Source organism: Brachybacterium atlanticum, from assembly GCF_025669985.1.
GTDB lineage: Bacteria > Actinomycetota > Actinomycetes > Actinomycetales > Dermabacteraceae > Brachybacterium > Brachybacterium conglomeratum.
Map to the genome: position 1 here is coordinate 1 of NZ_JAKJJW010000038.1, position 13,694 is coordinate 13,694.

Genomic DNA, 13,694 nt, shown 5'->3' on the forward strand with positions numbered 1-13,694 from the left:
GGCGGCGCCGGCCGAGGCGGCGGGGCCGGGCGTCCCGTCCGCCGCCCCAGGCGCGGGTCGGCTCGGTGACGTCATGGCGGCCATGGTAGACGGGCCGGCCGTCGCGATCAGCGCGGTTCGGCCAGCTCGAGCAGGCGGGCGTGGGCGAGCTCGCGCTCCTGCTCGGTCGCGTAGGGCGTGCCCATGTTCATCGCGAGCCCCTCGCTGGCCAGGCGCACCACGAGGGCCTGCGCCGGGTCGAAGCCGTCGGCCGAGAGCGCCTCGCGCCAGCGTGCCGCGTCCTCGTCGACCAGCTCCTCCATGCCCGGGCGGTCGCCGAGGACGGTCAGCAGGGAGGACGGGGAGAAGATCTCGGCCGCCCGCGAGTCCGGTGCGGTCAGGGCGCGCACGTAGGCGCGCAGCAGCTTGCCGGGACGGTTCTCGGAGAGGTCGACGAGGGCGTGCACATCGGCCCAGAAATGCTCGTTGGAGCGGTGCACGAGGGCCTTCTCGAGCTCGAGGCGGTGCGGGAAGTGGTGGGTCAGCGCCCCCTTGGACACCCCGGCGCGTCGGGCGATGTCCGCGAGGCTCACCCCGCTGCCGTGCTCCACGATCATGCTCGCGGCGGCGTCGAGGATCGCGGCGCGGGTGCGCTCCTTGTCGCGCTGGGGCGCGGGCTGCCCGGCGGGCTCATCGGCGGTGCCGGGCTCGTCGGCGGTGCCGGGCTCGTCGGCGGTGCCGGGGTCGTCGGCGACTCCGGGGTTGTCGTTCTCCACGATCAGCTCCTGGGGGTCGTCTCGGAGGGGATGAGGCGCCAGGCGAGGAGGGCCGCGAGGGCCAGCAGCCCGGCGGCGACATGGGCGGTGGCCTGGGTGGCGTGCGTGAAGGCGTCCTGCGCGAGCTCGAGCAGGGGCGCCCCCTCCTCCATGATGCTCGATGTGTGGGCGAGGGAGTCCTCCATCGCCTCGGCCTGCGCCGCGGGGGTGCCGGAGGGGATCGTGAGGTCCGCACGGTAGATCGCGGTGTGCAGCGAGCCGAGCACTCCGATGCCGAGCGCGACGCCCAGCTCGTAGGCGGTCTCCGAGATCGAGGAGGCGGCGCCGGCGCGATCGGGCGGCACCGCGGAGACCACGGCGTCGGTGGACAGCGTCATCGACAGGCCCGTGCCGAGCCCGATCACGGCCAGGGCGACCCCGATCCCGAGGTAGCCCGGCAGTCCCTCGGCGACGCCGAGGCCGGCCAGCCCCAGCGCCCCGACGGCGAGCCCGAGGGCGATCGCACGGCCCCGTCCGAGCCGGGCGAGCGCCACGCCGACGACGACCACCACGACGAGGGAGGCCAGCGTCGCGGGCATCTCCGCGAGCCCGGCCACGAAGGGCGAGAAGCCGCGGACCAGCTGGAGGTACTGGGAGAAGAAGTAGAGCATCCCGAGGAAGGCGAAGATCGACAGGCCGTTCGCGGCGATCGCACCGCTGAAGGCGGGGATGCGGAAGAGCTCGACGTCGATCAGCGGGGTGGCCAGGCGCCGCTGGCGTCGCACGAAGACGACGGCCGCGGCGGCGCCGATCAGGGCGGCCAGCAGGGCGGGCGCTCCGGCGCCGCCGCCGAGCACCTGCTTGATCGCGAAGACGACGGGCACCACGGCCAGCACCGACAGCAGCGCGGAGAGCAGGTCGATCCGCCCCGCGACAGGGCTGCGCGACTCGGGCAGCAGCCAGGCGCCGAGCCCGACGACCGCCACGATCACCGGGACGTTGATGAGGAACACCGAGCCCCACCAGAACATCTCGAGCAGCGCCCCGCCGACCAGCGGGCCGACGGCGCCGCCGGCCATGGCGCCCGCGGACCACAGCGCGATCGCGCGGGTGCGCTGGGCCGGATCGTGGAACAGGTTGCGGATGATCGACAGGGTCGAGGGCATGATCGTGGCGCCCGCGAGTCCCAGCAGGGCACGGGCGGCGATCAGCATCCCGGCGCTCGGGGCGAAGGCCGCCAGCAGCGACGCGGCGCCGAAGGCGGTGGCGCCGATCAGGAGCAGGCGCTTGCGGCCGATGCGGTCGGCGAGGTTGCCCATGGTGATCAGCAGTCCGGCCAGGACGAAGGAGTAGATGTCCCCGATCCACAGGATCTGCGTGGCCGTGGGGGCGAGGTCCGCGGTCAGCGAGGGGATCGCGAGGAAGAGCACCGTGCCGTCGACGGCGAGCAGCGTCACCGCGAGCACGAGCACGATGAGCGCCGCCCACTCGCGGCGCCCGGCCAGGGGGACGGCCGGGGGCGAGGGGACGGCGGAGGTCCGGGAGGTCGTCATGCCCCGGAGACTAACGAACCGATCGGTTCGCTGCCAGAGCCGTTCAGCTCGTGTGAGTCACCTGGCGCGGGATGTGACGCACGGAGCAGAATCCGCACGCTCCCGCCGGGTGCATCGGGCCGCGGCGGTGGCATGATTTCGCTCCGTGCACGAGGACACCTCGAGCTCGCCCCGCTCCGACGAGCCCCTCACCCCAGATCCCGAGCGAACCCCTCCGGCCGACGAGCCCGCCTCGCAGGCCCCTCCCCCGTCGGCCGCGCCGCGCTCCCCCGCCGGGCCCCGCGACCACCCGCACAGCCATCGCCATCTCGACCACCGCGGCATGCCCCGCTCCCGGACCCCGCTCGCCGCGGCCTCGCTCGGCGCGCTCGGCGTGGTCTTCGGCGACATCGGCACGAGCCCGCTGTACGCGCTGCAGACCGTGTTCAGCCTCCACCACCACGCCGTCGCCCCCACCGAGGCCGACGTGCTCGGGGTGATCTCGATGGTCGTGTGGTGTCTGCTGATCATCGTGACCTTCGCCTACATCGGCCTGATCATGCGGGCGGACAACCAGGGCGAGGGCGGCATCCTCGCCCTCACCGCGCTGGTGCTGCGCAAGCTGCACGGGCCCGGCGGGGTCGGTCCGCGCGAGGCGTCCGTCGCGCTGGTGCTCGGCGTGGTCGGCGCGGCGCTGTTCTTCGGCGACTCGGTGATCACCCCGGCGATCTCCGTGCTCTCCGCCTTCGAGGGCATCGAGGTGGCCGCCGCGGTGCCCGACGCCGTGATCGTGCCCGGCGCGCTGATCGTGCTCACCGCGCTGTTCGCCGTGCAGCACCGCGGCACCGGAGGCATCGGGCGGTTCTTCGGCCCGGTGATGGCGCTGTGGTTCCTGACCCTCGCCGCGATCGGGCTGCCGCACCTGCTGGCCGGCCCCTCGATCCTGCGCGCGCTGTCCCCGCACCACGCGATCGCGTTCATGGCGGACCGTCCCTTCGTCGCGTTCATCGCGCTCGGCGCCGTGGTCCTCGCGATCACCGGCGCGGAGGCGCTGTACGCCGACATGGGCCACTTCGGTCGTCGCCCGATCGCGGTCGCCTGGCTCGCGCTGGTGCTCCCGGCGCTGGTGATCAACTACCTGGGCCAGGGCGCGCTGATCCTCGCCGACCCCGCCGCGATCGCGAACCCCTTCTTCACCCTCGTGCCCGAGGCGCTGCGGATCCCGCTGGTGGCGCTCGCGGCCTTCGCGACGGTGATCGCCTCCCAGGCCGTGATCTCCGGGGCGTTCTCGGTGGCGCGCCAGGCGACGCGGCTGTCGCTGCTGCCGCGGATGAAGGTCACCCAGACCTCCCTCGAGCACGGCGGCCAGGTCTACCTCCCCGCGATCAACCTGCTGCTCTTCGCAGGGGTGGTCACCCTGGTGCTCGTCTTCCGCCGCTCCGGGGCGCTCGCGGCGGCCTACGGCCTGGCCGTCACCGCGACGATCCTGCTGGTGCTCGCGCTGTACCTGCTCTACGCGCGACGGATCCTGCGCCGACCGCTGTGGCAGGTGGCGGCGCTCGCGGCGGTCGTGGGCGGGCTCGAGCTGCTGCTGCTCGCCGCGAACATCGTCAAGATCCCCGCCGGAGGTTGGATCTCCCTGGTCATCGCGGCGGCGCTCACCACGATCATGCTGGTGTGGCATCGCGGGGCGCGGATCCTCTTCGGCCGCCGACGGGAGCTCGAGGGGCCGCTCGAGCAGTTCGTCGCCGGTCCCGACTGCGCGGTGCGACGGGTCCCGGGCCTGGTCGTCTACCCGCACGGCGATCCGACCACCGTGCCGCTCGCGCTGCGCACCGGGGTGGAGATGAACCGGGTGCTCCACGAGCACGTCGTCATCGTGACGATGAAGCACATCGGGGTGCCGCACGCCCACCGTGACGACCGGGTCCACGCCCGCGAGATCGGGCCGGGGATCGTGCAGGTGACCTACCTGGTCGGCTTCCACGACTCGCAGGACGTCCCCGCCGCGCTGCGCACCGCGGTCGCGCTGCTCGGGCACCCGCACGAGGCGGACTGCGCCGACGACTGCCGGCGGCATCTGCCCGCGCTCGCGGTCGACGCGGACGAGGCGATGTACGTGCTGTCGGTGTTCCGCATCGAGGCCGGGCAGGAGCCCGTCATGCCGCGCTGGCAGAAGCGGCTCGTGCGCCTTCTCGAGAAGGGCTCCGCGAACCGCACCCAGGTGCTGCATCTGCCGCCGTCGCGCACCGTGGTGATGGGCGCCGAGACGGTGCTCTAGCGGGGCTCGTCCTCGGGGGCGGAGCTCTCGAGGTGGTGCCCGCGGTCCGGGTCCGGGCGGTCGTCCGTGCCCGCCGAGTCCTCGGCGCCGGCCCGGCGGACGGACCCGCCGGCGGCCCCCGTGCCGGCCGCGTCCTCGGGCACCAGCCCGAGCGCCTCGGCGGCCTCGCGCAGCTCCTGGGGGCCGACGTGCGCGGTCGCGGGCGGGCGCCTCCCGGCCCGCGCCGTCGCCGCGTCCACGCGCAGGCGCACCACCGCATCCTCGTCGGGTGCGGGACTCGCCCCGGGCGGGGTCAGCCCCCCGATCGCCGCGGCCGGGATGATCACGGTGCGCGAGCTCAGCTGGCGCGGCATCACGGTGAGCGCGGCGAGCTCGCCGCTCGCATCGTGCTGGTAGACGTCGCGCACGCGGCCGACGACCCGGTCGTCGCTGCCGCGCACGGTGAGCCCGGCGAGGGCCTGCAGGCCCGGCGCCCGGAGGTGGGCGGGAGGCTGTTCCCCCGCGTCCTCGGGCCTCGGCCCGCCGGTGAGGCCGGAGGTGCGATCCTCCGGGGTGCGCTCGGCGCTCATCGGGTCTCCTCGCAGGGGGTCACGCCCACGGAGTCTACCGACGTGGCCCGGACGCTCAGCCGGTCACGCAGCAGAGCCGCACGAACTCCTGCACGTCCGCGATCGGGTCCCCATCGGCGGTCTTCTGCAGCTCGCGGACCGTGTGCTCGCGCACCGTCAGGCTCAGCAGCAGCGAGAACAGCGAGCGGGCGAGGAACTTCGGCGAGGTGCCGGCGACCAGATGCCCCCGCTCGTCGAGGCCGCCGAACACGCGCTCCAGCACGTGCTCGTGGACCAGTCGGAGCCGGGCGACGCGGAAGCGGCCGGGATGCCCGGGATCCACGATCTCCGCCGACAGCGTCGCCAGCAGCGCCATCGAATGCTCACGCGGATCCCACGGACCGCCCAGCGCCGCGATCAGCGTCTCCGGCGAGGAGGCGATCGAGTCGGCCGAGTCCAGCAGACCCTGCGCATGCGCCTCGAGCCGGTCGATCACCGCGCCGAGCAGCACCTCCTTCGACGAGAAGTGGTGCAGCATGCCGGGATGCGAGATCCCGACGCGACGCGAGATGTCGCGCAGGCTCGCGCCGTCGTAGCCGCGCTCGGCGAACAGGGCCGAGGCGGCGTCGAGGATCATCTCCCGCCGCGAGGGCTCGGCGGCGGTCGAGCCCTCGACCGCGCCGGACCCGTCGACCGTGCCGGAGCCGATGGCCGTACCGGAGCCGATGGTCGTGACGGCCCCGTCGGCCGCCCGTGCGGCCCCGTCGCTCGAGGCGCCGCGCGCGCCCTCGAGGCCCGCGCCGAGCCCGCCCTGGGACTCGGTGACGGTGTCGAGGTTGCGCAACACCCGGCCCAGCGGCTCCTCGAGCGCCCCGCCGCCCGCGCCGCACGGCGCCTCCTCGCCGGCTCGATCGGAGAAGACCGCCGACGGCGGCACCGGTCCCGTCCCCGCCCCCAGCGACCCGTTGGTCACGACACCTGTCATCGGCATTCCTCCTTCACCGTCGGCGGGAGACGATCAGCTCCGCGATCTCGATCGCGTTCAGAGCTGCTCCCTTGCGGAGATTATCGGCCACCGCGAAGAGGATCAGGCCCTTCCCGTCCGGCACCGAGGCGTCCTGTCGGATGCGGCCGACGAATGTGCCGTCCTTGCCCGCCGCCATCAGCGGGGTGGGCAGGTCCACGACGGTCACGCCCGGCGCCACCTCGAGCAGCTCGCGCGCCCGCTCCGGGGTGATCGGCCGGTCGAACTCGGCATGGATCGCGAGGGCGTGGCCGCTCATCACCGGCACGCGCACGCAGGTGCCGGCCACGGGCAGGTCCGGCAGGCCCAGGATGCGGCGGGACTCGTTGCGGAGCTTCTGCTCCTCGTCGGTCTCGCCGGAGCCGTCGTCCATCAGGTTCCCGGCGAGCGCGACCACGTTGTACGCGATCGGCGCCTGGTACACGCCCGGCTCGCCGAGCTCCACCGAGGAGCCGTCCAGCGCGAGCTCCTCGACATGGTCGACACCCTTCCTGACCTGCGCGGCGAGCTCCGCGACACCGGCCACGCCGGAGCCGGAGACCGCCTGGTAGGTGGCGACCTTCAGACGGGCCAGGCCCGCCTCGTCGTGGAGGGCCTTCAGGGTCGGCATCGCGGCCATGGTGGTGCAGTTGGGGTTCGCGATGATGCCGCGCTTCGGGGCGGTGATCTGCTCCGGGTTCACCTCGGAGACCACCAGCGGCACCTCCTCGTCACGGCGCCAGGCCGAGGAGTTGTCGACGACCACGGCGCCCGCCTCGGCGAAGCGGGGCGCGAGCGCCTTCGAGGTCGAGCCGCCGGCGGAGAAGATCGCGACGTCCAGCCGCTGCCCCTCGGAGGTGATGTCGGCGGTCTCCGCGTCCTCGACCACGAGGTCGAGACCCGCATAGGAGACGGTGCTGCCGGCGCTGCGGGCGGAGGCGAACACGCGGATCGCGGAGTGTGCGACCGAGCGGTCGGCGAGCAGGGCGAGCATCACACGCCCGACCTGGCCGGTCGCGCCGACGACGCCGAGGACGGGCCCGTCGGCCGCGTAGCCGGGGGTGCCCGAGAAGTCGGGCGCGGTGGCGGAGCTGGGGGCACTGGTGGTGTTCATCGTCCGGTCCCTCCGTAGACCACGGCCTCGGTCTGCTCGGCATCGAGGCCGAACGCCGTGTGGATCACGCGCACCGCGTCGTCGAGCCGCGACTGCTCGGTGACGACGGAGATGCGGATCTCCGAGGTGGAGATCATGTCGATGTTGATGCCCGCCTCGCCGAGCGAGCGGAACAGGGTCGCCGAGACGCCCGGGTGCGCGCGCATCCCGGCGCCGACGATGGAGACCTTCCCGATCTGGTCGTCGTAGCGGACCTCGGTGAAGCCGATCGCCTCGCGCGCCTTCTCGATCGCCTCGAGGGCGGCGGGGGCGTCGGACTCCGGGAGGGTCAGGGAGATCGCGACGGTGTCGTCGACCGTCGAGGAGTTCTGCACGATCATGTCGATGTTCGCGCCGGTCCCGGCGACCACGTCGAACAGCAGCGCCGCCTTGCCCGGCGCGTCCGGGACCTCGACGGCGGTGATCTTGCCTTCGCTGCGGTCGTGGGCGACGCCCGAGATGATCGGCGCCTCGAGGCCCGGTGCTGCGATGTCGTCCATGGGGAGCTCCTTGGTCGGGTCGGCGGCGTCGCGACGGGCGGCGTCCGCGGGGCGGAGGGTGACGTCGGGGTCGATCGGGATCTCGCGGTCGGGCTCGTCGGTGACGATCGTGCCGAGCCGGCCCGAGTACGAGGAGCGCACGTGCAGCGGCACCCCGTAGCGGCGCGCGTACTCGACGCTGCGCGCCATGAGGATCTTCGAGCCGTTCGCGGCCATCTCCAGCATCTCCTCGCTGGAGATGACGGGGACGCGGCGCGCGGCCGGCGCGATCCGGGGATCGGCGGTGAAGACGCCGTCGACGTCGGAGTAGATCTCGCAGACGTCCGCCTCGAGCGCCGCGGCGAGCGCCACGGCGGTCGTGTCCGAGCCGCCGCGACCGAGGGTGGTGATGTCCTTCGTGGCCTGCGAGACGCCCTGGAATCCGGCGACGATCGCGACCGCGCCCTCCTCCAGCGCCTCTTCGATCCGGCCCGGGGTGACGCGCAGGATGTGCGCCTTTCCGTGCACCTCGTCGGTGATCAGCCCGGCCTGAGAGCCGGTGTAGGCGCGGGCGTGGACGCCGGTGTCGTTCAGCGCCATCGACAGCACCGCCATCGAGATCCGCTCACCGGCGGTGACCAGCATGTCCATCTCGCGCGGCGGCGGGTTCGGGCTCACCTGCTCGGCGAGGTCGATCAGGTCGTCGGTCGTGTCCCCCATCGCGGAGACCACCACCACCACCTTGTGGCCGGCCCTGGAGTACATCGAGATGCGGCGCGCGACGCGCTTGATCGAGTCGGCGTCAGCGACGGAGGATCCTCCGAATTTCTGGACGACCAGGCTCATGAGCGGTTTCCTTTGACTGTCGAGGGCGGTGCGGATCGTGCGTGGGTGCGCGGACTTCCGCCGTCGCGGGTCCGCTCGAGCCGATCGGACGCCCCGTGCCGTGCGGTCCGAGCCGGCCTCGCGGGAGCGGCGCAGACGCACGCCTCCCGCCGGACACCGCTCGTCCCGGACGATCCGGTGACGCCGTCGCGACACGCAGGCCAGTCTACGAAGACGGCTCCCCGAAGCCCCAGTGACCTCGTCATTCGAGACAGAGGACCAGGTCAGGACGGTTCGCGCACGTGACCGGCGCAACACCGCCCCGGGCGCGGCGCGGCTGGCGGGGCGCGCGGGGCGCAGGCTCGGCACGGCACGGCACGGCTCGGCACGGCACGGCACGGCACGGCACGGCACGGCACGGCACGGACGTCAGGCTGCAGGTTTTGTGGCGCCACGACCCATGCGCTCCCCGACATGAGTCCTCACGGCGACAAAACCTGGCGGGCACAGCCGAGCTCGCGGTCTGCGCGTCGCCTGGACAGCTCCTGGCGAGAGCAGGGTGCGGCGGTGCCGGGCCCGGGGACGGCGGAGCGCTGCGGAGATCGGGCCCTGCGACCTCCCCTCCACATGCGGCCGTCGTCCACAGCTCGCGAACGGCCGTCACCGTCCCGCACCGGCCGGCCATACCGTCCCTCGACATGCGCACCACGCCGCTTCCGCCCGGCGCTCTCCTCCCCCGCGAGGAGTGGCGTGCTCGAGGGGTCTCGTCACGGCGTCTCGCCGGTCCCGATCTCCACACCGTGTTCCGAGGGTTCTCCACCCCGACGGCGAGGCCCGCCACGGTCAACACGATGTGCAAGGTGCTCCAGCAGGACGTGGTCCCGGGGGCTGTCATCAGCCACACGACCGCCGCCGCACTCCTCGGGATCGCCCTGCCCTGGTGGGTCGACCGCGGCATCGGAGTCCTGGCGGGCGTCTCCTACGAAGAGGGCGGAAGGCGCACGGTCCCGAGCACCCTGCCCACCCGCTCCGAGGATCGGTCGGAGGTTCTCGATGCGGAAGACCTTCCTCCGGCCTGGCGCCGACGAGCGGAGTCCGGCCTCCCGGTCCTGCGCTCCGGGCCCCGATTCGGTCGCCCGCCGACGGAACGCCACCTGGTCACCCCGCCGCTCCTGCACTGCAGAGTGGATCCGGGGAACCAGCGTGCCGCGGGCCCGAACGCCGTGGTCCATCGGACCTCACCACGCACCCACTTCCGCGTCGGCGACATCGAGCTCTCCCATCCCTACATCGCCCTGCTGGAGATCGCGACCCTGCTCGAGCACGACGAGATAGTGATCGCCATTGACTCCCTCGTCTCCCGCGACCCTCCGCTGCGGGACGCCAGCCTCGAGAAGATCCGAGAGACCACGGAGATCTTCGGCGCTGTCTGGGGCGCCCGCGCGCTCCGAGATGCGCTGCGCGACGCGCGGGCGAACACGGACTCACCCGGTGAGACCCGCACACGACTGCTGCTCCAGCGCGCAGGCTTCCCCGAACCGGTGCTGAACCACCCCGTGCGCGATCCGGACACGAACGGCCTGAGGTACCTCGACCTCGCATACCCGGAGCTCGGCATCGCTCTCGAGTACGACGGCGATTACCACCGCTTCACCACGCAGCAGAGGCGCAGAGACCAGGGTCGACTGGATTCCCTCCACTCCGTCGGGTGGAACATCCGCGCGCTCAATGCCGAGGACATCAAGCAGCCGGGGCGGATCCTGGACGCGCTGCACCGCACGTTCGTCTCCGTCGGCGCACCCGCGCCCTCGACCAGCAACTGGTCTGGCAGCGCCGGGAAACGGCTCGGCCGTTCGCTGCGCGCACCGAAGTCAGTCTGAGTGCGAGAAGCCACCGGCAGGCGATGCAGGTCGATCCTCACAGGACCTGTCGTGCTGCCCTGCCCTCTGTACCGCCACTCCGGTCACGTACGCGGTTCCGCGGCGGTCCAGACGGTTACGGTCCCGAGGCCCGCGCCTCGACAGACCGGAGCCCGTCGGCCCCTGCCCCGGCGGTGCCGGGCTCGGCGGTGCCGGGCTCGGCGGACCGGGCTCGGCGGACCGGGACTCGAGAGTTTTGCGCCGCCCACGACTCATGCCGAACGAGGGATGAGTCGTTGACGGCGCAAAAGTCGACGGGCGCTGGGCGCGAGCGGCCGGCGAGGGGCGGAACCGGGACCGGCTGGGCCGCCCGTCAGAGCCCGGCGGTGAGCTCGGTGAGGAGGGCGCGGGCGCCGTCGGTGCGGAGCACCTCGAGGGCGTGGAGGTAGGGCGTCGTGAACGCCTCGTGCTCGACGAGGTCGCCGAACAGCTCCTCGTCGCGGAGGAAGGCGAGCGGGTCCTCGTCGTGCTTCGCGGCGGCGGCCATGACGCGGTCGTGCAGGCGGTCCACGACGGGCCACTGCTCGCCGTTCTCCCCGGTGCCCTCGGCGTAGCGGGCCCAGGAGGCGACGATCGCGGCGGAGGCGGAGACGTCGCGGCCGGCCTCGAGGTTCTCCCGGATCACGGGCACGAGCCAGGTGGGGATGCGGTCGGAGGACTCGGCGGCGAGGCGGGCGAGGGTGTCCTTCACGCTCGTGTTCGCGAAGCGCGCCATGAGCTCGTCCTTGTAGGCGTCGAGGTCCATGCCGGGCACCTCGGGCACGGTCGGTGTGCCCTCGCGATCCATGTACAGGGTGCGGGTGAAGGGGGCGAGGTGCGGATCGACGGCGGCCTCGTCGGCATAGGTCTGCCCGAGCAGCAGACCGAAGTAGGCGATGGCCTGGTGGGAGCAGTTCAGCAGGCGCAGCTTCATCAGCTCGTACGGCTCGACGTCCTCGACCATCTGCACGCCGACCTCCTCCCATGCGGGGCGGCCCGCGGGGAACTCGTCCTCGAGCACCCACTGCACGAAGTCCTCGCTCACCACCGGCCAGGCGTCCTCGATGCCGTAGTCCGAGGCGATCGTCGCGATGTCCGACTCGGCGGTGACGGGGGTGATGCGGTCGACCATGCAGTTGGGGAAGGCGACGTCGGAGGCGATCCAGTCCGCGATCGGGGCATCGCCGTGCAGGCCGTTCTCGTCGCGGCGCTGCGCATAGGCGAGGATCATGCGCTTGGCGAGATCGCCGTTGCCGCGCACGTTGTCGCAGGACATGACCGTGAAGGGGGCGGTGCCGGCCTCGCGGCGGCGGCGCAGCGCCTCGACGACGTAGCCGAACATCGTGCGGGGCTGACCCGTCTGCTGCGCGGAGTTCGCGCCGCCGTCGTCCGAGCCCGCGAGGGCCGCGGCCTGGGCGTCGGCAGGATCGAACCGCGTGGCGAGGTCCGCGGCGACCGCCTCGGTCTCGTACTGGAACTCCCCGGTGGAGGGGTTGTAGTTGTAGCCGCCCTCGGTGACGGTGAGCGAGACGATCCGCACGGCCGGGTCGGTCATCTGCGCGAGCACGGCCTCGGGGTCGTCGGGCGCGAAGAGGTAGCGGGCGATCGAGCCGATCACGCGGGGGTCGCGCGTCCCGTCGGGCGCCTTCGTGACCAGGGTGTACAGGGAGTCCTGGGCGTCGAGCGCGTCGCGCATCCGAGCGTCGCCCGGCAGCAGGCCGACGCCGCAGAGCGCCCAGTCGAGGTCGCGTCCGGCGTTCATGAGGCGATCGAGATACATCGCCTGGTGGGCGCGGTGGAAGCCGCCAACGCCGAAGTGGACGATGCCGACCCGTCGCTCGTCCAGCGGCTGCTGCGGGGTGGCGACCTCGCCGCGCGCGGCGATCTCGGGGAGGGCGGCGGAGGTCAGTGCGGTCGGAGCGGTCATCGGCTCATCCTTCGACGAGGAATCGGGGGTGCGCCCGACGATACACACTCCGACGTCAGATGAGCAGAAGGTGGCGCTCACCTGTTCGACGCCGGGGTCACCGCGGACCCGAGGGCGCTGAGCGGCGGCGCGGTCGACCCGAGGCGGCACGGCGGCGCAGCGCGCGACCCGATCGGCCAGCACAGCAGAGGCAGAGCGGCCGGCCGAGCACGAAGGGGCGCGCTCAGCCCAGGAGCGCCTCGACCTGCTCGGCGAGCCCGGGGGCGAGGACGATGTCGTCGACGAGACCGGAGCGGGCCGCGGCGAGCACCGCCTCGGGATGGCCGACGGCGGGGATCGCGGCGATGACGCGGGCACGGCGGAGCTGGTCGGGCCGCACCCCGATCACGCGGTCCTCGACGGCGGAGTGCCACACGGCACCGCTCTCGCCGAGCAGGATCCCACAGATCTCGGCGGCCACGCCGGCGTCGAGGGCGCGCTGCTGCTCGGCGGGGCGCAGGCGGCTCCAGAGGGTCGAGGCCCCGTCGGCCCAGGCGCCGACGGACACGGTCGCCACGTCGAGCCCGTCGGCCGCATCGAGCGCCGTGCGCACCTCCTCCATGGAGCGCAGCGAGGCCGCGACCTGCGGGGAGTCGACGATGAGCGGAGTGGGCAGGGCCCAGACCTGGCCGCCGGAGCGGGCGCCGAGCTCGTGGACCAGCGCCGAGGACTGCGCGGTCGAGTGCCCGGCGGTGCTCACGGGGCCGACGAGCTGGACGATGTCGGCCGCGGGCAGCGCATCGAGCGCGGCGGGCAGATGCATCAGGGTGCGCGACCAGGCCACGCCGAGACGTCCGCCCTCCCGCAGGTGACGGATCAGCAGGCCCGCGACCTGGCGGGCGATCGCGGCGCGGGGCGCCTCGCCGGAACGAGCGACCGCGACGGTGACGGAGGAGATGCCCAGGCGCTCGGCGAGCGGGGAGAGGTCGCGGCCGGCGGCGGTCGGATCGACGACCTCGATGCGGACGATGCCCTCGGCGCGCGCCTCGTCGAGCAGGCGCGCGACCTGGAAGCGGGAGAGTCCGTGGCGCCGGGCGAGCTCGATCTTCGGCACGCCCTCGAGGTGGTGCTCGCTCGCGAGGGCGACCTTGAGCGCGATCGCGTCGGGCGCATCGCCGCCGGCTCGCACATCCGCCGTCCCGGCTGGCGCATCCGTCTTCCCGGCGCGGACGTCCGCAGTCCCGGCACGCGTGTCCGCCTTCCGGACTCCGACCTTCTCGCCCGCCTTCCGGGCCGCGGTCTGCTCGTCCACTCCCGACTCCTCCCTCCGCCCAC

The 13,694-nt window shown here is 73.2% G+C and carries 10 protein-coding genes; 2 read left to right on the top strand and 8 right to left on the bottom strand.

Annotation, left to right across the window (positions count from 1 at the left end):
- Nucleotides 1-107 precede the first annotated feature (107 nt).
- Together L3K22_RS14485 and L3K22_RS14490 are read right to left on the bottom strand one after the other, a co-directional pair.
- Nucleotides 108-755: a TetR/AcrR family transcriptional regulator gene (locus tag L3K22_RS14485; protein ID WP_263312009.1), complete on the bottom strand. Its 648-nt coding sequence runs from the start codon at nucleotides 753-755 to the stop codon at nucleotides 108-110.
- 2 nt (nucleotides 756-757) lie between these two features.
- Nucleotides 758-2,287 (bottom strand): MFS transporter, encoded by a 1,530-nt coding sequence (locus L3K22_RS14490; RefSeq protein WP_263312010.1) that lies wholly within the window; start codon nucleotides 2,285-2,287, stop codon nucleotides 758-760.
- A gap of 145 nt (nucleotides 2,288-2,432) precedes the next feature.
- On the opposite strand from L3K22_RS14490, the gene L3K22_RS14495 reads away from it, so the two are divergent.
- Complete coding sequence (locus L3K22_RS14495; RefSeq protein ID WP_263312011.1) at nucleotides 2,433-4,547, top strand: potassium transporter Kup; 2,115 nt, start codon at nucleotides 2,433-2,435, stop codon at nucleotides 4,545-4,547.
- Here L3K22_RS14495 and L3K22_RS14500 read toward each other — a convergent pair.
- The 4 genes from L3K22_RS14500 to L3K22_RS14515 are packed head-to-tail and all read right to left on the bottom strand — an operon-like array spanning nucleotide 4,544 to nucleotide 8,576.
- Nucleotides 4,544-5,116, bottom strand: coding sequence for a PRC-barrel domain-containing protein (locus L3K22_RS14500; protein ID WP_263312012.1), 573 nt, complete (start codon nucleotides 5,114-5,116; stop codon nucleotides 4,544-4,546). The genes L3K22_RS14495 and L3K22_RS14500 overlap by 4 nt on opposite strands.
- Nucleotides 5,117-5,171: 55 nt before the next feature.
- Nucleotides 5,172-6,080 (bottom strand): TetR/AcrR family transcriptional regulator, encoded by a 909-nt coding sequence (locus L3K22_RS14505; protein ID WP_263312013.1) that lies wholly within the window; start codon nucleotides 6,078-6,080, stop codon nucleotides 5,172-5,174.
- A gap of 13 nt (nucleotides 6,081-6,093) precedes the next feature.
- Entirely contained in the window at nucleotides 6,094-7,212 is a 1,119-nt protein-coding gene (locus L3K22_RS14510; RefSeq protein WP_263312014.1) for an aspartate-semialdehyde dehydrogenase, read from the bottom strand.
- Nucleotides 7,209-8,576 (bottom strand): aspartate kinase, encoded by a 1,368-nt coding sequence (locus L3K22_RS14515; protein ID WP_263312015.1) that lies wholly within the window; start codon nucleotides 8,574-8,576, stop codon nucleotides 7,209-7,211. Before L3K22_RS14515 ends, L3K22_RS14510 begins: the two co-directional genes overlap by 4 nt.
- Before the next feature lie 677 nt (nucleotides 8,577-9,253).
- Between L3K22_RS14515 and L3K22_RS14520 the strand changes: the two genes are divergently transcribed.
- Nucleotides 9,254-10,435, top strand: coding sequence for a putative endonuclease domain-containing protein (locus L3K22_RS14520; RefSeq protein WP_263312016.1), 1,182 nt, complete (start codon nucleotides 9,254-9,256; stop codon nucleotides 10,433-10,435).
- A gap of 352 nt (nucleotides 10,436-10,787) precedes the next feature.
- On the opposite strand, the gene L3K22_RS14525 is transcribed toward L3K22_RS14520, so the two are convergent.
- Nucleotides 10,788-12,380: a mannitol dehydrogenase family protein gene (locus L3K22_RS14525; protein WP_263312017.1), complete on the bottom strand. Its 1,593-nt coding sequence runs from the start codon at nucleotides 12,378-12,380 to the stop codon at nucleotides 10,788-10,790.
- Between the two features lie 223 nt (nucleotides 12,381-12,603).
- Nucleotides 12,604-13,671: a sugar-binding transcriptional regulator gene (locus L3K22_RS14530; protein WP_263312018.1), complete on the bottom strand. Its 1,068-nt coding sequence runs from the start codon at nucleotides 13,669-13,671 to the stop codon at nucleotides 12,604-12,606.
- Between the last annotated feature and the right edge of the window lie 23 nt (nucleotides 13,672-13,694).